This is a genomic window from Wolbachia endosymbiont (group A) of Apotomis capreana (assembly GCF_964027025.1).
GTDB lineage: Bacteria > Pseudomonadota > Alphaproteobacteria > Rickettsiales > Anaplasmataceae > Wolbachia > Wolbachia pipientis.
Genome location: NZ_OZ034721.1, coordinates 1,241,655 through 1,261,822, shown reverse-complemented (window position 1 = coordinate 1,261,822; position 20,168 = coordinate 1,241,655). Strand labels below are relative to the sequence as shown.

Annotated in this window: 21 protein-coding genes and 2 tRNA genes; 13 read left to right on the top strand and 10 right to left on the bottom strand. The window is 36.5% G+C overall.

The genetic code is table 11. The features are described 5' to 3' along the window. Positions 1-9 precede the first annotated feature (9 nt). The 3 genes from thrS to nuoI form a co-directional block, all read right to left on the bottom strand. A complete protein-coding gene (gene thrS / locus AAGD50_RS06335; RefSeq protein WP_265024481.1) occupies positions 10-1,911 on the bottom strand; it encodes a threonine--tRNA ligase in 1,902 nt (633 codons plus the stop codon). Beyond that, positions 1,904-2,191, bottom strand: coding sequence for a hypothetical protein (locus tag AAGD50_RS06330; protein WP_264723880.1), 288 nt, complete (start codon positions 2,189-2,191; stop codon positions 1,904-1,906). The genes thrS and AAGD50_RS06330 overlap by 8 nt, the downstream gene beginning before the upstream one ends. 115 nt (positions 2,192-2,306) lie before the next feature. Further along, the gene (gene nuoI / locus AAGD50_RS06325; RefSeq protein ID WP_174515692.1) at positions 2,307-2,789 is read right to left on the bottom strand and encodes an NADH-quinone oxidoreductase subunit NuoI; all 483 of its coding nucleotides are present in this window, start codon (positions 2,787-2,789) and stop codon (positions 2,307-2,309) included. A gap of 131 nt (positions 2,790-2,920) precedes the next feature. Between nuoI and mnmE the strand changes: the two genes are divergently transcribed. The 4 genes from mnmE to AAGD50_RS06305 all read left to right on the top strand — a co-directional run bounded on the left by mnmE (position 2,921) and on the right by AAGD50_RS06305 (position 6,329). Then, positions 2,921-4,249 carry a tRNA uridine-5-carboxymethylaminomethyl(34) synthesis GTPase MnmE gene (gene mnmE / locus AAGD50_RS06320; RefSeq protein WP_155969046.1) on the top strand — a complete coding sequence of 443 codons (1,329 nt, stop codon included), beginning with the start codon at positions 2,921-2,923 and terminating at the stop codon, positions 4,247-4,249. A 47-nt stretch (positions 4,250-4,296) separates the two neighbouring features. Further along, positions 4,297-4,384: transfer RNA gene (locus AAGD50_RS06315), tRNA-Ser, on the top strand. A 168-nt stretch (positions 4,385-4,552) separates the two neighbouring features. Beyond that, positions 4,553-5,569, top strand: a complete 1,017-nt coding sequence (locus AAGD50_RS06310) for an NAD(P)/FAD-dependent oxidoreductase (protein ID WP_264723882.1) — start codon at positions 4,553-4,555, stop codon at positions 5,567-5,569. A 613-nt stretch (positions 5,570-6,182) separates the two neighbouring features. Continuing rightward, positions 6,183-6,329, top strand: a complete 147-nt coding sequence (locus AAGD50_RS06305) for a hypothetical protein (RefSeq protein WP_264723884.1) — start codon at positions 6,183-6,185, stop codon at positions 6,327-6,329. Between the two features lie 20 nt (positions 6,330-6,349). Here the strand turns inward: AAGD50_RS06305 and AAGD50_RS06300 are convergent, their stop codons facing one another. From AAGD50_RS06300 to rpmF, 3 genes are read right to left on the bottom strand one after another with little or no spacing between them, the layout of a single operon-like run. After that, a complete protein-coding gene (locus AAGD50_RS06300; RefSeq protein WP_264723885.1) occupies positions 6,350-7,360 on the bottom strand; it encodes a beta-ketoacyl-ACP synthase III in 1,011 nt (336 codons plus the stop codon). After that, on the bottom strand, positions 7,353-8,390 hold the full coding sequence (plsX, locus tag AAGD50_RS06295; RefSeq protein WP_182367437.1) for a phosphate acyltransferase PlsX: 1,038 nt from the start codon (positions 8,388-8,390) through the stop codon (positions 7,353-7,355). The genes AAGD50_RS06300 and plsX overlap by 8 nt, the downstream gene beginning before the upstream one ends. A gap of 10 nt (positions 8,391-8,400) precedes the next feature. Then, positions 8,401-8,583, bottom strand: coding sequence for a 50S ribosomal protein L32 (gene rpmF, locus AAGD50_RS06290; protein WP_041573607.1), 183 nt, complete (start codon positions 8,581-8,583; stop codon positions 8,401-8,403). Between the two features lie 332 nt (positions 8,584-8,915). Between rpmF and AAGD50_RS06285 the strand changes: the two genes are divergently transcribed. The 5 genes from AAGD50_RS06285 to AAGD50_RS06265 all read left to right on the top strand — a co-directional run bounded on the left by AAGD50_RS06285 (position 8,916) and on the right by AAGD50_RS06265 (position 13,630). After that, the gene (locus tag AAGD50_RS06285) at positions 8,916-9,698 is read left to right on the top strand and encodes an MlaE family ABC transporter permease (protein ID WP_264723887.1); all 783 of its coding nucleotides are present in this window, start codon (positions 8,916-8,918) and stop codon (positions 9,696-9,698) included. Further along, a complete protein-coding gene (locus AAGD50_RS06280; RefSeq protein ID WP_264723889.1) occupies positions 9,691-10,392 on the top strand; it encodes an ABC transporter ATP-binding protein in 702 nt (233 codons plus the stop codon). The genes AAGD50_RS06285 and AAGD50_RS06280 overlap by 8 nt, the downstream gene beginning before the upstream one ends. Before the next feature lie 320 nt (positions 10,393-10,712). Next, on the top strand, positions 10,713-11,210 hold the full coding sequence (locus AAGD50_RS06275) for a hypothetical protein (RefSeq protein WP_007548965.1): 498 nt from the start codon (positions 10,713-10,715) through the stop codon (positions 11,208-11,210). An 82-nt stretch (positions 11,211-11,292) separates the two neighbouring features. Further along, on the top strand, positions 11,293-12,456 hold the full coding sequence (gene dxr / locus AAGD50_RS06270; protein ID WP_264723891.1) for a 1-deoxy-D-xylulose-5-phosphate reductoisomerase: 1,164 nt from the start codon (positions 11,293-11,295) through the stop codon (positions 12,454-12,456). Between the two features lie 262 nt (positions 12,457-12,718). Next, a complete protein-coding gene (locus tag AAGD50_RS06265; protein WP_264723892.1) occupies positions 12,719-13,630 on the top strand; it encodes an Rpn family recombination-promoting nuclease/putative transposase in 912 nt (303 codons plus the stop codon). Positions 13,631-13,664: 34 nt separating this feature from the next. On the opposite strand, the gene AAGD50_RS06260 is transcribed toward AAGD50_RS06265, so the two are convergent. From AAGD50_RS06260 to tldD, 3 genes are all read right to left on the bottom strand, one after another. Then, positions 13,665-14,912 carry an IscS subfamily cysteine desulfurase gene (locus AAGD50_RS06260; RefSeq protein ID WP_151807811.1) on the bottom strand — a complete coding sequence of 416 codons (1,248 nt, stop codon included), beginning with the start codon at positions 14,910-14,912 and terminating at the stop codon, positions 13,665-13,667. Between the two features lie 90 nt (positions 14,913-15,002). Further along, on the bottom strand, positions 15,003-15,143 hold the full coding sequence (locus AAGD50_RS06255) for a hypothetical protein (protein WP_153296798.1): 141 nt from the start codon (positions 15,141-15,143) through the stop codon (positions 15,003-15,005). A gap of 55 nt (positions 15,144-15,198) precedes the next feature. Further along, on the bottom strand, positions 15,199-16,617 hold the full coding sequence (gene tldD / locus AAGD50_RS06250) for a metalloprotease TldD (RefSeq protein ID WP_265041061.1): 1,419 nt from the start codon (positions 16,615-16,617) through the stop codon (positions 15,199-15,201). Between the two features lie 62 nt (positions 16,618-16,679). Here tldD and AAGD50_RS06245 point away from each other — a divergent pair. The 4 genes from AAGD50_RS06245 (at position 16,680) to AAGD50_RS06230 (ending at position 19,072) form a co-directional block, all read left to right on the top strand. Further along, positions 16,680-16,764, top strand: a tRNA-Leu gene (locus tag AAGD50_RS06245). A gap of 70 nt (positions 16,765-16,834) precedes the next feature. Continuing rightward, a complete protein-coding gene (locus AAGD50_RS06240; protein WP_010962975.1) occupies positions 16,835-17,332 on the top strand; it encodes a hypothetical protein in 498 nt (165 codons plus the stop codon). Positions 17,333-17,585: 253 nt separating this feature from the next. Continuing rightward, on the top strand, positions 17,586-18,293 hold the full coding sequence (locus AAGD50_RS06235) for a uroporphyrinogen-III synthase (protein ID WP_264723894.1): 708 nt from the start codon (positions 17,586-17,588) through the stop codon (positions 18,291-18,293). After that, on the top strand, positions 18,293-19,072 hold the full coding sequence (locus AAGD50_RS06230; protein ID WP_264339010.1) for an exodeoxyribonuclease III: 780 nt from the start codon (positions 18,293-18,295) through the stop codon (positions 19,070-19,072). The genes AAGD50_RS06235 and AAGD50_RS06230 overlap by 1 nt, the downstream gene beginning before the upstream one ends. A gap of 35 nt (positions 19,073-19,107) precedes the next feature. Here AAGD50_RS06230 and AAGD50_RS06225 read toward each other — a convergent pair whose 3' ends face one another. After that, on the bottom strand, positions 19,108-20,139 hold the full coding sequence (locus AAGD50_RS06225) for a hypothetical protein (RefSeq protein WP_264723895.1): 1,032 nt from the start codon (positions 20,137-20,139) through the stop codon (positions 19,108-19,110). Between the last annotated feature and the right edge of the window lie 29 nt (positions 20,140-20,168).

The window sequence follows — 20,168 nt, the reverse complement described above, 5'->3', positions numbered from 1 at the left end:
TTAACTCCCTTAATTCAAATTAATACTTTTTAACAACAATTCAATAGCCTTCTCCAAAGAAAAAGACTCCTGTCTTTCCGATCCTAAATTTCTCACTGACACAGTTTTACTTGTAACTTCATTTTTGCCTACAATCCACAATATAAGAACCTTGTTTAGACTATGCAAACGTATCTTATAACTAATTTTTTCATTGGTCAAATCAGTCTTGACTCTCACACCTTGTTCTTTTAAGACATTGCTGATTTCTGTGGCATAACCGTCAGCCTCATTTGTAATGGTTAGAATAGCAAGTTGCGTTGGAGCAAGCCAAACTGGAAATTTTCCTGCGTAATTTTCTATCAAAATTCCAATAAAACGCTCAAAAGTCCCAAGAATTGCCCTATGTAACATGACAGGGTGATGCTTGTGCCCATCTGCCCCTATATAAAAAGCTCCCAGACGTTCTGGTAAAATGAAATCAACTTGCAATGTTCCACATTGCCAGCTTCTGCCTATTGCATCTTTCAAAACAAACTCTAGCTTTGGACCATAAAATGCACCTTCACCAGGGCTCAGTTCATAACTCAAGCCCGCTTCTTTAACGGCTTCAAGCAGCGCTTTTTCAGCTCTATCCCACACTTCATCATTACCTGCTCTAATATCTGGACGGTCTGAAAATTTCACAGAAATTTCATTAAATCCAAGCTCTGAATATACTTCTTTTAAAAGGTCACAAAACTTTATAGTTTCAGAATTCACTTGTTCTTCCATACAAAAAATGTGTGCATCGTCTTGCGTAAAACCACGCACTCGCATCAGTCCGTGCAATGAGCCTGAGCTTTCATTTCTATGGCATGTGCCAAACTCTGCCATACGTATTGGTAAATCACGGTAGCTCCTGGTGTGAGAATTAAAAATCTGCACATGACAAGGACAATTCATGGGTTTTATTGCTAACTTTTTATTCTCAGATTCGTCAACAATAAACATATTTTCACGAAACTTATCCCAATGTCCAGATCTTTCCCACAGCTCTTTACTTACTAAAATAGGAGTTTTTACCTCAAAATAGCCATTATTTATTAGCTTCTTTCTGATGTAAGACTCAAGAACATTATATAGAATATATCCTTGTTCATGCCAAAAAACCTGCCCAACAGCTTCCTCTTGGATGTGAAATAAATCCATATCCTTGGCAATTTTGCGGTGATCACGTTTCTCTGCTTCTTTGAGGCACTCAAGATAAGCGTTTAATTCATCCTTATTTCTCCATGCTGTGCCATATATTCGCTGCAACATTGGGCCCTTTGCATCACCTCGCCAGTATGCACCCGCTACTTTCATAAGTTTAAACGCTTTAACTCTACCGGTTGATGGTGAGTGCGGACCACGGCATAGGTCAACAAAATCACCTTGCCTATAAACAGTTAGGTTTTCACCCTCTGGTATGGATGAGATAATATCAACCTTATATTTTTCGCCTATACCACTAAAGAAATCAACTGACTGCTTGCGAGTCCAAACTTCTCGAACAAATCTGTGGTTACTTTTTACAATCTCTTTCATTTTCTTTTCTATTGCGGTAAGATCGTCCGTAGTGAAGGTACGATCTGTAGCAAAATCATAGTAAAAACCGTCCTGAATTGTTGGGCCGATAGTAATCTGAGTATTAGGAAATAGCTCTTTCACTGCCTGCGCCATTATATGAGCAGCATCATGCCTTATTATATCTAAACCCGCTTCGTCACTCAGTTGTATTACCTCTATCTCTGTATCAGATTCAATTTCACGTGAGAGATCATATAACTCACCATTTACTTTCAATGCAACTGCTTCCTTTAAAACATTCGGCTGTAGTATATCAAAACCAGTAATTTTACCACTGTATTCTTTTACTTTTTGTTCGGTTGAGAAAGTAATCCTAACCATAAATAAACCTATACGGACATGTAGCTTGAAGGCGGTTTGCTTCTTCCAACGGTGTCATCCCAGTGTCACGCACATAGCCATACGAACATTCATTTTCGAAGGTAAATTGCACAGCAAATGGTGTCATTCCAGTGCTTGACACTGGAATCCAGCTTTTTTGTAATTTCATTGAAAATGTTGTATAGTGTGCTTGTTCACAATCAATTTTACTGGATCCCAGTGTCAAGCACTGGGATGACACCTTTGTGTTTGAGGCAAAACAGGCCATAACATTTAACATACTGCCCTCGCAAACAAATGTTCGTACAGTTGTGTATCAGCTACTTGGATGACACCACCCCTAGTGGGCACTGCCCCTAAATCATAATGGATAACAGGGTTATAAGCTCTGAACATTAATAATAAGGTCTATTCTTTTTTAACCTGAGTGCAATTGCGTCTTCCCAAATTTCACCATTACGCAATAACTTTTCTTTATTGTACATTAGCTCCTCTCTCGTTTCAGTAGCAAATTCAAAGTTAGGACCCTCCACAATTGCATCAACTGGACATGCCTCTTGGCAAAGTCCGCAGTATATGCATTTTGTCATATCAATATCATAGCGCGTAGTGCGGCGACTACCGTCTTCTCTTTCCTCTGCTTCAATAACTATTGCTTGAGCAGGGCAGATAACTTCGCATAATTTACAAGCTATGCATCGTTCTTCACCGTTTGGATACCTACGCAACGCATGCTCACCACGAAACCTTGGACTTAAAGGGCCCTTCTCCATAGGATACCTCAAAGTAACCTTTGGCTTAAACATATATTTTAATGTAATAACAAACCCTTTAATTAACTCTACAAAAGACCAGTACCAAGCTAATTTCTTGAGCATAAAATATTTAAAACTTGTGTCAGTCATTATAAATCATATTATCAGTTTTCAAAATAAATATTTTCACCTGGGTGACTTTTTAGGTATTTTGGTTTCTTAAGTGTAATATTGCTAAGTAGTTTATATAAATAATGACAAACACAAATGAAACTATTTTCGCTTTATCGACCGTATTTGGTAAGTCAGGAGTTGCAGTAATTAGAATTTCAGGCAACTATGCGCTTAAAGCTTTAAATCATTTTCATATTAAGAAAGAAATTAAACCAAGATTTGCTACTTTAGTTGATCTATATGATGATTTCAATCAATTGATAGATAATGGAATAATCATCTATTTCCCTGCTCCAAACAGTTTCACTGGCGAGAATGTTATAGAGTTACAAGTGCATGGAAGTAAGGCAGTCATAAAAATCATCTTGGAGGAATTATCAAAAATTTTCGTTATGGCCAGGCCTGGAGAATTCTCACTTAGGGCTTTTCTAAATGGTAAATTTGACTTAACTCAAATAGAAGGAATTGCAGACTTAATTGACGCTGAGACGAAAATGCAAGCTAAACAAGCGATTAAGCAGATATCAGGAGAATTGGAGAGACTATACAGCAATTGGAGGCAAAGATTGATAACGATACAATCCAAAATCGAAGCATATATAGACTTTCCAGAGGACATTTGGGCAGAAAAAAGTGAGTTGGAAAAAATTAATAATGAAGTGCAATCTCTCGTGCGATTGATACAAGAGCATTTAAATGATAATAGACGGGGCGAAAGGTTGCGTGAGGGTTTACATATTGTAATAACTGGTGAACCAAATGTCGGTAAATCAACTCTGTTTAATTTCTTAGCCAAGCGTGATATTGCTATTGTTTCTGAATATGCAGGCACAACAAGAGATATACTTGAAGCTCATATTGACATTGGCGAATACCCAATCATTCTCTCTGATACTGCTGGAATTCGTGAGAGTTCAGATCCAATAGAATCAGAAGGTATAAGTCGAGCGAAAAAGAGGTCTTTTGAAGCTGATTTAAGAATAGAACTATTTCCTTTTGAACAGCGTCATAATATCAATTGCAACGTTGTAAATAGCGATACTATTTATGTATTGAGCAAAGCTGACGATGTTATCAATAATCACAATATAAAAATTAATGGCATAGATTTTCTACCTATTTCTATTTTAAAGGGAATAGGTACAAACAAATTGATCTCTCTCATAAAAGAGAAGGCAGAGGAAAAATTTGGGCATGATAGAGACACTCCTGTAATCACTCGGCAAAGACATAGGAATCACATGAAGAAAGCACTGGAACATTTACAACGTTTTAATATCGATAATCCAATTGAGTTGATATCTGAAGATTTGAGGCTTGCTGCATTTGAACTTGGTGCGGTGATTGGAATTATTGATGTTGAGGAAATATTGGACAGTATATTTAGCAACTTTTGCGTGGGCAAGTAAAGCTTTTATAGATTGCTTAAAATCAAATGTTGTGATAGAAAAGAAATGGACGGATGGCCGAGCGGTTTAAGGCACCAGTCTTGAAAACTGACGTACGTGATGAGCGTACCATGGGTTCGAATCCCATTCCGTCCGCACAGCATCTCGCTATGCTAGCTGATTTTTAGAGCTTATTTGGACTATGTGGTTCATAACGCTGGAAATCTTGTCTAATCTAGCCACATCTTTTAAAAATACATCCCTTTGTAAATTGACCTTGTTAGCAAAGAAAGCTAATATCTATAAATAGATCACCATCTGAATATGAAAACCGATATAGTAATAATAGGTGCAGGACCTGTTGGAATATTCACTGCTTTTCAAGCGGGAATGCTTGATATGAGATGTCATATAATAGATGTTTTGGATCAAGCAGGAGGACAATGCACAGCTCTTTACCCAGAAAAGCCAATATACGATATACCTGGTTATCCTGTAATTACTGCCCAAAAATTAATTGAGCAGCTAATAGAGCAAGCTTCGCCATTTAAGCCTATTTACCATTTAAGTCAAAAAGTAGAAAAGATTTCAAATAACGAAGGTGAAAACTTTACTATCATAACGAGCATAGGTACAGAGGTAAAATGTAAGGCTGTTATTGTTGCTGCAGGTAATGGAATGTTTGAACCTAACCGTCCACCCTTAAGTGGTATATTAGAATATGAAAATAAATCTGTATTTTACAGTGTAAATAAAATTTCTGATTTTCAGGATAAAACTGTAGTTATTGCAGGGGGGGGTGATTCTGCAGCTGATTGGACTGTAGAACTTTCTAAAGTTGTGAAGAAAATTTATGTGATACATAGAAGAAAGGAATTTCGCTGCACTCCTGAAACTAGAAATAAATTAGAATCACTTGAAATTGATGGAAAAATAGAACTGGTAGTGCCATATCAATTACACGAACTAGCAGGAGGTAATGGGCAATTGAGCACAGTGATAGTAAAAAACATTGCCTCTAAGGAAGAAAAAGAAATATCCGCTGATTTTTTGCTGCCATTTTTTGGATTGTCAATGAATCTTGGTCCAATAAACAATTGGGGTATACAGTTAGAACATAGCCGCATAGTTGTCGACCCAGCTACACTTAAAACCAGTAGAGATAGGATATATGCAATCGGAGATATAGCTATTTATTCAGGCAAACTAAAATTAATACTAAATGGTTTTGCTGAGAGCGCCATGGCTTGTTATGACATATACAAAGTAATCCACAACTCTCCAGTCAATTTTCAATATTCAACTTCAAAGGGAATTCACGGGAAAGAAAAACTTCCTTGACAAACCTCGCCAGCTCCCTTATCATGAAACTGAAGCTATTGTATTTGCTTTCGCCAATCTGCAGATTAAAAGGTAAGGATTACTTAATGTATCGGCGTCTTATGTTCAATTTTTTGCAGTATATAGATACTGTATGTCTTTACAAAACTTCATCTACATCTAGATTTTTATCTAAATAAGCTGAACGCGCTTACAAAGCGTTACAAGACATCAAAAAATGCCAATACTCGACAGAGATAGTAAAAGACTAGCTAACTCGGGGATTCTTTGTCTTTTTTTCTGCTTAGTAAATTTCTTAAACGTTTGCAGCGTAAGTTAGTTGCAATTAAAAGCAGCTTAATCTCGCTTGTCAAGCGTTTAAAACATAAAAAACGCCAATATTTTAAAGCGGATAATAACCCCAGGGCTTCTTTTGCCTTTTTTTTCATTTGGTAAATTTCTTAAATATTTGTGGCTAAACGACAACCGTCATCCCGCTGCTTGTTAGCGGGATCTAGAGATACCGCGAATGAATCGCGGTATGACGTAGGACTGCTGTCATTCCAGTGCTCCTTTTTTTGTCATCCGAGTAGCTGACACTGGGATCCAGGAAACTTAACTTTACACCAGGTGAATGTACAATAAGAACTGGATTCCAGACTGGAATGACACCGAAGGGGCTACTGGGATGACAAAAGGGGGCACTGGGATGACAGGAGAAAGAGGCACTGGGATGACAGGAGAAAGAGGCACTGGAATGACAAAGAGGGTACTTGGATGACAGGAGGTAATGCAGGAAGTCTAATAGTGCAGCAACACGGAACCCCAGGTCAGGCCTGCACCTATTGAAATCAGCAGTACCAGATTTCCTGATTTTATTTTTGATTCTTGTATTGCATAGTCTAAGGCCAGTGGAATTGATGCCGCTGAGGTGTTTGCATGCTTATCAACGGTATCAATCACTTTCTCTATAGGAAAATCTAATTTCTTTACTACTGCTTCAATAATACGAATGTTTGCTTGATGGGGAATTAACCAGTCAATATCAGTGATTTTCAAATTATTGCATTTCAGAGTTTCCTCTACTGAGGCTGTTAACTTATCCACTGCATGTTTAAACACTTCTCTTCCATTCATGCATATTTTTCCAGAATCACCAGTTGAGGATATCCCTCCGTTCGTACATAGTATGTCCACATTGCCATCAGAATATAGGCTAGTTGAAATTATACCTTTTGTAACCCCCTTCTCTGCCACCCAAGTATCAGCATCATTTGTTGGAATGACGTTAAAATGACATGCTGATTTCATTATTACTGCACCAGCACCATCACCAAAGAGTACACAAGTTGACCTATTTTCCCAATCAACAATCCTAGACATTATTTCAGCACCTATAACCAATGCATATTTAATTCTATTGTTAGATTTTATGAGCGAATCAGCAACTGTAACTGCATATATAAAACCAGAGCATGCTGCTTGTACATCAAAAGCAAATGCGTTTTTACATTTTAACTTACTTTGTACAATCGTTGCACAGCTAGGAAAAGTTTTATCAGGAGTTGTTGTAGCAACTATAATCAAGTCAATTTCATCTACTGAAATTTTAGCTTTTTCTATAGCACTTTTTGCTGCATTTACAGCTAGATCTGACGTTAGTTCTCCTTCATCTGCTATATGCCTTTGAACTATTCCTGTTCTCTGCCTTATCCATTCATCGCTCGTCTCAACTATCGATGCAATTTCGTTGTTACTCAACATTTTTCTTGGTAGGTAAGATCCAGTGCTTAATATGAAACTTTTATTCAATATGACTTACCCCGTTAATTATCTTTTGATTTAAATTTTCACTAATTGCATTTACTGCAAATTTTATGGCATGGGCAAAAGAAATAGCATCAGAATTTCCATGACTTTTAATGATGATACCATTCAGCCCTAAAAACATAGCTCCACTTCTAATTTTGGGATTAAAACGCGTTAAAGCTTTATTTAGTTTGGATTTTAACAATATACCAACAAGCATTTTCGCTATCCACGAATTGAATACTTCCTGCTTTATTAGATTGATAAAGGTACTAGCGGTTGCCTCAGCCGTTTTGAGCATTACATTGCCAACAAAACCATCAGCAACAATCACATCTATATTACCCTCTAAAAATTCACTTGCCTCTATATACCCTTTGAAATTAATGCCTGGAGCGTTTTTAAGCAACTCAAAAGCGCCGCGCACTGAGTCATTACCTTTAACTTCTTCTGTGCCGATATTTAGCAAAGCAACTTCAGGATTGTCAATTTTTAATGCTATTTTTGCAAATATACTACCCATTAACGCAAATTGAAATAATGAGTCGGCATTACAATCAACATTTGCACCAAGGTCAAGCAAAGCGAAGCTTTTTGTCTTAGTTGGACAGATAGAGGCAATAGCAGGACGATAAATGTTTGGTAATGTTCCTAAAATAAATCTGGAAATTGCCATCAATGCTCCGGTGTTGCCTGAAGACACCACTCCGAAAGCTTTACCTTTTTTTACTGCCTCAATGGCAGCTTTCATACTTGAGTCTTTACGATGTCTCAGCGCAAAAGATGGCTTATCATTTGCAAGGACATTGTCAGAACAATGAGTAAACTCAGAATTGTTACTTACTTTTTTATATTTCAAAAGCAAAGGAGATACTTCTTCCTTATCTCCATAAATATGAAAAAAAACTTTAATGCCTGGGTCAACAAGGTTGTCTAAAAAAAAACCAGCACCATGAATTACGGAAAGAGGCGCAAAATCGCCCCCCATAGCGTCAAGTGCAATAACTATATTATTATTGACCGTAGATAACATATCATAATAGTCACTCTGCCTGTTGCTTGATGAAAACCCGTTTTCCTTTGTAACTGCCATCAACTGCTACGTTATGAGGCAACATGAATTCCCCAGTTGTTGAACACACCACAATATTCTTAGGCTCAATAGCATGATGAGAACGATGCATATTACGCCTTGACTTTGACTTTTTTCTTTTTGGAACTGCCAAAATTTCCTCCATTCTACTACAAAATACAATACATTAGTAACATGTTTTTTACAGGAAGTAAACAGGGATAGTAAAATAAGTAAGGTTTGCTTATGTAATTGAGTTCTATAGCTAAAGTGGCTCTACAATTTGAAAAACCGTCATTCCGCTACTCGTTAGCGGAATCTATACCGCGAATGAATTGCGGTATGACGTAGGGAAACCTTTCTTGGGTTAAGCTTTAAATTAAAACATCAAGTATATTGAACTTAAAACATATCTCAGCTATACTTTGCGATAAAGTTAATAAAAATTTTAATAAAATCAGTAACTCTAGCTAAAATGAATACAAAGTGAGCTTTTTTGATATAAATAGTGTTAGAATAATTGGTAGGTACTTTATCAATTTTTTGTTAAGGCTTGGTAGTGCATTCATATTTTTTATTCAATCTCTATACCACTGCCTTGTGCCACCATATTATTTTAGCAACATAGCAAGACAAATTATAGAGATAGGCTTTTTCTCTCTGCCAATTGTTGGGCTCACTGGAGTTTTTATAGGAGCGGCAATAGTTTTACAAAGTAGCTTGAGTGACCCATTAATTAACCAAGAACAGATAATACCCAAACTTGTTACGATCACTATCATTAAAGAGTTAGGACCAGTTTTGATCAGCTTAATAATGGTAGGAAAGGTTGGATCATCAGTTGCAGCAGAAATTGGTACAATGCGCATCACCGAGCAAATAGATGCACTTACAACCTTGAACATCAACCCTTTTAAATATTTAATTGCACCAAGGATTTTAGCGCCAATCATAGTATTTCCCATACTTACAGTATGTGCAGATTTAATAGGAATATTTGGAGGATGTATCACTGCAGTCTTCGAATTTAACCACAATTTAAATATATACATTAAACACACAGCTCAGTTCTTTAATACGTATGATTTTATAACTGGGCTAATAAAAGCAACTGTATTTGGCGCCATAATTTCTGTCTCAAGCTGCTATTACGGTTACCATTGCAAAGAAGGTGCACGAGGAGTAGGTGTTGCTACAACATCAACTGTTGTTTTATCGTCCATACTGATCATTTTAGCAAACTACATGATTACTTTGATACATGCGTAACCCCATAATATCAATATCGAACTTAAGCTTATCTTTTGATGACAGGACAGTACTAAAAGATCTAAATTTTGATATATTAAAAGGGGAATCATTAGTCATACTTGGTGGCTCAGGAAGCGGCAAATCTGTATTAACAAAAACAATTATCGGCTTGCTTGCTCCAGACTCAGGGTCTGTTAAAATAAATAGTAAAAGCAAAAATAAATTTGGGGTTTTATTTCAAAATTCCGCTTTATTTGACTACGTTACAGTGTGGGAAAATATATCTTTTAATTATAAAAAGCGCTTTAATATCAGCAAAAAAGAGGCAAAACAGCTAGCAATCGAGAAGTTAAATGATGTTGGACTGGAGGAAAGCATAGCAGATATGTTTCCAATAGAGCTATCAGGTGGAATGAAAAAAAGAGTGGCACTTGCAAGGGCGATTGCACACAATCCAGAAATCATTATTTTGGATGAACCAACTTCAGGATTGGACCCAATTATGTCAGATATAGTAAACGAGATAATAATAAAATTATCTAAAGACTTTAACCCTACAATTATCACGATTACACATGATATTCATAGCGCATTTAAAATAGCTGATAAAATAGCAGTATTATATGAAGGGGAGATCATTTCCCATGGAACTGTTCAGGAAATACAAAATACTAATAACGAATATATAAAAAAATTCATTCATTATATATAGCTAAAGATATATACACTATTGCTAACAGTCATATTTTTAAGTTTTAACTTTGTAAAAGGTAGTGGACATTGGAATTCAGATTTTTTTCAAACTGGATCCTATAGCTAACACGTCATACCGCGATTCATTCGCGGTATCTCGGCATAGATTCCGCTAACTATTAGCGGAATGACGAATTTGTCGTTTTTCAAATTGTCGTAAGTCAGTTTAGCTATATATAGGATGACAGAAATTGTTTGTATTAGCTATATTCAAAAGCTCTATTGATATTTTGCAATATTTGTGATAAAATAATAGCTTAAGGTTGAGAGTAAAAATTTATGAGTGAAGCTCAAGGTCCAAATATTGCAGAATGGCAAGCGCAGCAGCAACACCAAGAGGCTGCTGGTGAGAAAAGTGGTTTTGGTCTTGGTCATAGTGACTCTGTTTCAACAGTTGTCGATGGAATGAAATGGTTGTTCAACTTTCATGAAGGAGCAATTGCTGCTTATAGTAACGTGTTTGAAGGTTTGGTGAGTGGCAGTAGTTTAGTAACATTGTTTGGAAAGTCAGGTAATATGTTTGGCATAAAATTTCTTGAAGGCCTTGCAGAATATTTTTCAGGTGGAGGTGGGGAAGATATGCCATCAGAAGGAATGGATATGGCTCATGGTGATGATGGACATCACTCAGATGATTACCCTCATGCCAATAACGAAATAGCTCATAATGCTGATGGTTTGCAAGACATGCATGATGCAGGTGATCACCATGGTCAATCTTTTTCACCTGGTCCTTCACCATCTGTTGGCGATGACCACGGGCATGAACTTGGTTAAACGCTTAAAAACTGCTGAATAGTATGCGAGAAGGCCCAATAAGAAAAGTTGCTGTTGTTATAATTAACATGAGTTTGTCTTAGTGAAAAAGGTTTCAGTTTTAGGGTCAACAGGAAGTGTTGGAAAAAAGACTGTAGATTTGCTCTCAAAGAGAAGAGAAGGATACCAAGTGGAAGCACTAAGTGCCCATTCGAACTTTGCTCTACTGGCACACCAAGCAAAACTGCTGAATGCAAAATACGTTGCTATCTCCGATGAAAGGTTTTACAAAGATTTAAAAGAAAATCTACTTGGTACAGATGTAAAAATAGCAATTGGTGCTACAAATATTGCTACCATACCTGTTGATCTCTCAGTTGTTGCAATAGTTGGCATTGCAGGCCTTGAGCCAGTTATGGAGGTTATAGAAAGCGGTACCAAAGTCATTGCATTGGCAAACAAAGAAAGCATTGTTTGTGGTGGAAAGTTATTACTCAAAAAAGCTAAAGAAAAAAATGTACAAATAATCCCTATTGACTCTGAGCACAATGCAATTTTTCAAATTTTGCAAAATGACGACAAATGCGTAGAAAAGATCATACTTACTGCTTCTGGTGGACCATTCTTAAATTATAGCCTTGAGCAATTAAAAAATGTTATGGTAGATAAGGCGCTTAGTCACCCCACTTGGAATATGGGAAAGAAAATCTCGGTTGATAGCGCAACAATGATGAATAAGGCACTAGAGATAATAGAAGCACATAACTTGTTTAATATCAGCCCGGATAAAATTGAAGCAGTAGTGCATCCTGAGTCAATAGTACATGGAATTGTAACTTATAAGGATGGGTTCAACTTTGCTGTGCTTGCAGAAACTGACATGGCAATTCCTATTTCATATGCTCTATCTTGGCCGGAAAGATCAGCTTTAAATTGTAGACTAGATTTAACAGAGCAAGGAAAATTGACCTTTCAAGAGCCAGACCATAAGCGTTTTCCTGCGCTAAAGCTTAGCATGGCAGTGTTAAACTCTTCTGCTCCACAAACAAACAGTATTGTGCTCAATGCTGCAAATGAAATAGCTGTTAATGAATTTTTGAAGTCACGAATCGGCTTTTTAAAAATAGTAGAGGTAGTGGAATCAACAATGGAAAGTTTTGGTAGTTATACTGATATTAATTCACTATCTGATATAATAAATATTGATTATGAAAGTCGTATTATTGCTAATAAAGTTGTTGAAAGTAAAGTTGTTGCGTATAGCTAGAGTAATGTAACCAGACTGTATTCTGTGATTTTTTTTAGCAAAGCACGATGCACAATCGTCATTCCGCTACTAGTTAGCGGAATCTATGCCGAGATACCGCGGCGGTATGACGGTTCGCGGTGGTATGACGGTTAAGTAATTCGTCATCCCGCTACGTGTTAGCGGCTAAGAGATACCGCGGCGGCATAGCTATCTTCAAAAATATGGTTGAATAATTGTTAATAATAGTGTATAATTATTAATATTTTTAAGCACTTTGGCTATGGCTTTATCTAAGTTTCTCGACCCTAAGCTGGATTTAACCTTTAAAAGAATCTTTGGCACTGAAAAAAATAAGAATATTCTCATACATTTTTTGAATGATATTTTAGGGTTTACCGAGATAAATACTATACAAGAAGTGGAATTCCTCAGTACTATAATGGATCCTGAAATTGCATCTGATAAACAAAGTATAGTTGATGTTCTTTGCAGGGATTCTAGTGGGGCCAGGTATGTGATTGAAATGCAGCTTACTCGCGATAAAGGCTTCGAAAAACGAGCTCAATTATATGCTGCTAAGGCTTACTCAAGGCAAGCTGATAAATCTGGTAAGTACATTGATTTAAAGAAGGTTTTCTTTATTGCTATCTCTAATTGTAATTTATTTCCTGATAAGCTTGATTATATATCCAGCCACACTATAAGAGATGAGAAAACCAATGAGCATGACTTAAAAGATTTTCAATTTGTATTTATTGAACTACCTAAATTTCCTAAGAATAAGGAAGAACAGCTAGAAAGCATAGTGGATCGTTGGTTATTTTTCTTCAAATATGCAGATGAAACTACGGAAGAAGACTTAAGGAAAATAGCAGAAAAAGCACCAATAATAAAGTTAGCCTACGATGAATTAGACAGGTTTAGCTGGAATGAAAAAGATTTAGTAGCTTATGAAGAAAGAATAATGGATCTACGCAAAGAAGAAGCCATTCTTGAATACAGACTTGACCTTGCTACTGAAAAAGGCATCCAAATTGGCGAAGAAAGAGGCATCAAAATTGGTAAAGAGGAAGGGAAAATTGAAGTCGCAAAAGCAATGCTGGCTAATAATGTTGATGTCAACACTATTGTCAAGTTTACTGGCCTTTCTATTAGTGAGATTGAAGAATTAAGTGTGAACGGTACAGAGTAATTTCAAAGTGCATTTGCAGTTGGAACGGATACATTTAATGAGAGTCCCATTTCACGGTGTTCAAATCTACTCCTTCTTGTACCATCTCCCAAAGTGGGCTCATTTCTCTCAGTCGGCCAACATTTTTAGCAACAAGATCTGCTGCATACAAAACTTCTTCTTTAGTTGTAAATCGGCCTAGGCCAAATCTAATTGATGAATGCTCAAGGTCATGGCCATTATTTAGCGACCGTACGACATAGGAAGGCTCAAGAGACGCAGACGTGCACGCAGAACCAGAACTTACTGCTAAATCCTTGATTGCCATGATGAGAGACTCACCCTCAACATAAGGAAAGCTCAAGTTTAGGTTGCCAGGAATTCTATTTTCATAATCACCATTTAAAACGATATCAGGAAACGCTTCTTTTATCTTGTTATACAAAATATCCCTTAATTCTTCCACTCTAGTTGTTTCTTTTTTCATTTCTTCTCTAGCAATACGTGCCGCTTCACCAAAACCAACTGCAAGAGGTGTTGGAACTGTTCCAGAACGCATGCCTCTTTCCTGTCCACCACCACTAATTAGTGGTATCAGCCTAACACGAGGATTCTTTCTACGTACATATAATGCGCCTATTCCCATAGGTCCATAAATTTTGTGGCTAGAGAGACTCATAAGATCAATGCACATCTCATTAACATCAATTGGAACTTTTCCAAAGCTTTGAGCTGCATCTGTGTGGAAAAATATATTATGCTTTCTACATATTACACCAATTTCTTTGACAGGCTGAATTACTCCGATTTCATTATTTACCATCATCACTGAAACCAGGATTGTTTGATCAGTAATTGCTTCCTCAAGCTTTGATAAATCTATAATTCCGTTTTGCTTAACAGGCAAATATGTAACTTTAAAGCCTTCATTTTCCAGATGCCGACAAGAATCCAGAACACACTTATGCTCCGTGCAGACAGTGATTATATGATTTCCTTTATTTTTATAAAAGTGAGCAACGCCCTTGATTGCTGTATTATTTGACTCAGTTGCACCTGAGGTAAAGATAATTTCTTTGCTATCTGCGTTCACCAGATCAGCGATGTGTTTCCTTGCTTTTTCCACTGCTTCTTCAGCAGTCCAACCAAATGAATGGCTGCGAGAGTGTGCATTGCTGAACTCACCAAAGTAAGGTATCATCACCTCTAAAACACGGGGATCTACTTTAGTAGTAGATTGATAATCAAGAAATATTGGTAATTTTATTTTAGCATCGTGTATTTTTTTACTTTCAACATTCATAAAGCTACCACGGAGACAAAATTTACAATTATTTTATAGCATTAAAACTTAATTTTTTCAAGATATAATCTTGTATCAAGTACAAAAGTGTCATCCAAGTAGCTGACACATAACTGTACGAACATTTATTTGCGAAAGCAGTGTGTTAAATGTTATAGCCAGTTTTGCCTCAAACACAAAGGCAGTGCCCAGACACTGGGATGACACCCTATTGGTGGCAATTGCTTCCAAATCATAATGTTTGTACAGCTGTGCGCCGTGCGCTGGAATCCGTTTTAGCCCTTATCTATATCTCAGTTCCACCAACAGTTATTGCGTCGACTTTGAGTGTCGGCTGACCAACTCCAACGGGCACATTTTGTCCATCTTTCGAGCATGTGCCAACACCAGGATCTAACTTTAAGTCATTACCAACCATAGATACTTTTTTCAACACTGTTGGACCGTCACCAATTAGTGTTGCTCCTTTTACTGGCTGTGTAATTTTGCCATTTTCTATTAGGTAAGCTTCCGAAGATGAAAAAACAAATTTTCCTGACGTTATATCAACCTGCCCACCACCGAAATTTACTGCATATAGACCTTTCTTTACGCTAGATATTATTTCCTTCGGTGTATACTTTCCGGGCAACATATAGGTGTTTGTCATGCGCGGCATAATAACTTCTTTATAACTTTCTCTTCTACCATTACCAGTTGGGCTTACACCCATGAGTTTAGCGTTCATATGATCCTGCATGTATCCTTTTAGGATCCCATCCTCTATCAATATACTATAACTGGGTGGAGTGCCTTCATCGTCTACGCTGATAGAGCCGCGCAAATTGGGCAGAGTTCCGTCATCAACTACTGTGATGTCACTAGCTGCTACTTGTTTACCCACAGAATTTGAAAATGCTGAGACTTTTTTGCGATTGAAGTCGCCCTCAAGTCCATGACCCACGGCTTCGTGTAACAATATTCCTGGCCAGCCTGGACCTAAAACGACTGTCATTTCTCCGGCTGGAGTTGGAATTGCTTCAAGATTTACCAGTGCTTGTTCTAACGCTTGGTTTGCAACTTCTTTCCACTTTTTCTCAGAAATAAACTTACTATAAGAGTCCCTTCCACCATGCCCTGCAGAACCTCTTTCGGTACGGCCATCTTTTTCTACAATGACTAGCACATTAAAACGTACCAGAGGCCTGATATCGCTTAATCTGTGATCACCCTTTATTATTTGTACAACTTGCCATTCTCCACTTAGAGTTATTTTTACTTGCTTCACGCAGTTATTTTTGGACCTTACATACTCATTAACCTCATTGAGTAGCTTAATCTTTGAATTCAGATCCATTTCATTTATAGGGTTAATCCTCGAATATAGGCTTTTTGTCTCTTCGTTTAAATTTATTGAATTTGTCTTGTTTAAAGACACTGAGCTTTTTACCATAGAAGCAGCATTACTAATTTCTTTTTCGCTGATCTCAGAAGAACAAACGAAAGATGTACTATCTTCACAAAAAGACCTTAAACCAAATCCCCTTCTAGTATTCAAGTCCATGTGTTTTAATATGTTATCCTCAAAAACCAGGGACTCCGACTGGCAAAATTCTAGAAACAGCTCACCACCATCGCTATTGCTCAAAGCGTTGTTGACTATTTTATATACGTTATTAATATTAACATTGTTTTGAGCAAAAAATATTTGATCTAGATTTGGCATTACCTTTGAACTAAAAATTGTTTAAGTATATTATTTAACTTTAACATAGTAAACTATAAAAAGCCCGGGTGGCGGAATTGGTAGACGCGCTAGCTTCAGGTGCTAGTAACTTTTTAAGTTGTGGAAGTTCAAGTCTTCTCTCGGGCACTCTTAGCTTCCATATTGCTTATTGAATTAATTAATGTTATAATATAACATATTAGGTAATATTTATGCTATGTATGGTGAAAAAGATAAGTTAGCCTACAGAAAGAAGGTACGAACTTACTCGAAACGCTTAGTTACTACACTATCTACTATCTCTTTCATTGGATACATAGCGGCATTGGTCTTGAATATTCCTGTCTTAAGTCTGTATTTTAGTATTGCCGGCACTATATTCAGTGCACTTTCGTTTGCTTTAAATATATGGTCACTAAATGATCATTCCCGACAACAGAATCTTAATAAGAAATCTGGCATAAAAAACACTCCAGGACAAAAAAAGTTAACAAAGATCTATCTTGATATAGCATCCAGTGCTTCATTTCTAATAGGAGGTATTGCATCTATGTCGCTTTTTGAGTCTTCTGTTATTTATTTTGTTTCTACGCCTTTTTTTATTCTAGGCTGTGTTATTATGGCAGCTAATATCGTTCAAACTATGATTAGTGAACCACAGACAAAAAACGTCCTTGAGAATCTCTCTTCAAATACTGCAAGAGTACAAGCTTAAGTATTAACTTATTTAACTTATACAGGAATATTAGCTATATAATTCCACTGAAGGAAGCCATTCAAAAGAGTTCGATGTAATTAGCGTCAAAAAAGTGTAAGCAGAAATTGTGGGCTTATTGGGGTAGGAGCGCTTAGTACTCCTACTTCCACATCAATTACTTGAATAATTGCTCAAGCTATCAAAATAAAAGTTTTTATTCAGTAATTTGTGTATAAAGGGTACTATTTTACTAGTAGTGAAATAAATCAGAATGAAGTCTATTTTATTAACGAGGCCTTTATTGGATTCGTTCAATACAAGAAATATATTGAGAAAGTATGGATACAAAGTTTTTATAGAACCAGTATTCGCAATAAAGTACTTAAATCCTGATATATCTGCGCACGAATTTGACGTTGTAATATCCACAAGTAAAAACAGTGTAAAGGCTTTTAGTCAAATATGCAAAGTGGATGACTTTCCGATTATTACAGTTGGTAATTCAACCATGCAGGCTGCAAAAAATTTGGGATTTTCTGATATAATCTCAGCAGACAGCAACGTTGATGGTCTGATATCATTCATAAAAGCTCATTATTCAAACGCAATAAAGTTCTTATATATAAGGGGACAAGAAGTATCATGTGACCTAAAAAAGAGATTATCTGAAGAAGATTTCAACGTAAGAGAAGTCGTACTCTATAAAACAATTATAAAAAGGAATCTAACTAATAGGTGTAAAAATTTACTATTGGATGGTAAAATTGATAGTGTTGCTTTTTTTTCCTCACAGACAGCAAGGATATTTTGTTCATTAGTTCTAAAAAGTGGGCTATCTCATGTGATGAATAATGCAGTTGCATATACCATGAGTAAAAACATTGCTGATAGTTTAAAGTTAATCAAATGGAAAAAAATTATAACATCGAGGTTGCCTACTGGGGAGAGTTTAATTGATATAATTAATAAGGATTGTTGATGCTAAAGATTGCAACTTGGAATGTAAACTCCATACGTAAAAGAGTTAACCAACTTTGTAGTTTTATAGTTGATAGTCAGATAGATATAATTTTGCTGCAAGAGATAAAATGTACGGAAGAGCAATTTCCTTATGCAGAGATAGAGAAGCTGGGATATGAATGTGCTGTCTATGGACAAGTTGCAAGAAATGGCGTTTGTGTTTTATCTAAATATCCGATACTGGAGAAGTTTAAGATTGATATCGTAGAAGGTTATCAAGAAGCGCGTTATATAGAGTGCATAATAAAGCACAATAATCAGAAAGTAAGGGTGGGAAGTGTATACGTTCCAAACGGTCAAAGCCCGGACTCTCAAGCATTTGAATATAAACTCAAGTTTTTTGATAATCTATATGAAAGGATGAGCACTTTGTTAAAGAACGAAGAGTTAACTATTATAGCTGGCGATTATAATGTTGCACCGGATGAAATTGATGTCTTTGATTCAAACTTATTGAATGGCCAAGTGTGCTTTCATATAAGAGAACGTGAGAAGTTAAGAGCGATCTTGAATCTTGGGTTTAAAGATGCGTTTAGAATATCTCACCCAAATTTGCAACAATTCACTTGGTGGCATTATCAAGGCAATTCACTCAGAAATAATCAAGGAATGCGAATAGATTATATGCTGTTATCACCACAAGCTGTAGATAAATTGGAAACATGCTACATAGATGATAGATTGCGTAAGCTAGAAAATCCGTCTGATCATACTCCTGTTGTATGTGCTATAGAATAATAGTAGACCTCTTACACAACTCACTTTTGGCAAACCTAGGTCTTACTTGGTTGCTGCTCTATGGTCTCTTCCCTTCGTTTGTTTTCCTTTCCTGCCCAAGATCGATCTTGCTGCTCACTCTTTTCGTTTCCCCTGTTGTTTTCCTGGGAAATTTGCTCAGGAACAGGTTGTTGTTCACTCTTTTCTTTTCCTACCGAAGTAACTTGCTCAGGAACAGGGGTGCCTTTCTCAACTCCTGTAACTGGGGTTTTTAAAATATCATCAATGCCCTCGAGAATTTTTCCATTCAGTTTTGCTCTCTTTTCTGTATCATCTTTATCTTGTGAGCTAGGGTCATACAAAGTACCTTTTTTGTTATTTGAAAAAAGACTTTTGATTGTACTTACTTCAGTCCATACAAGGAGACCACCACTAATTGCTAGTGCAATTGGGCCAGTGCCAAATATTAATGCTGAAAAAGCAAAAAGAGTAATAGGAAGTAAAGATTTACTTAAGAACGTTTTTACCATCTCTTCATCACTGAGCGGTGGTTCATCCTCTTCTTTCTTGTCTTTACCTAAGAATGGTATTTTTTCTTTCATCCCATCCATAAAGGAGCCAGAAATATTTTTCGGGTCTATTTTGATCCCTCCAATTAGCAGCAGCAGCATTTCCAATACAAACTTTATGGATGAATCTTTAGCTTCTGTACCGCGTATATCAGCTACACAGTCATCTACTACTTCTTTTATTTTACCATTCTTGAGATTCTCCTCATTAGCTAATTTTTTCTCTCTAATTTTCTCAAATACGGAAAGTAAAAACTGAGAAAAATTCTCTTCACTGAGTGGTTCTACATCTTCTAGCTTGACATTATTGAATATAATTTGATTCTGACTTAGCATGAAAGCGAGTACTGCCTCGTCATCTTCCTTTAATTCTTTAGGTTGTACTTTGTTTTTTAGCAATTGTATAAAGGCATCATGGATTACCTGATGTTCCTCTTTTTCAAAAATTTTCTCATCTTCGTTAGTTACCTGAGTAGGTAACTTTGGAGGTTTTGAACTTTTTACTTGTGGGCCTGTCATGGCTGACCTATTTGCATTTGCTATGTTTT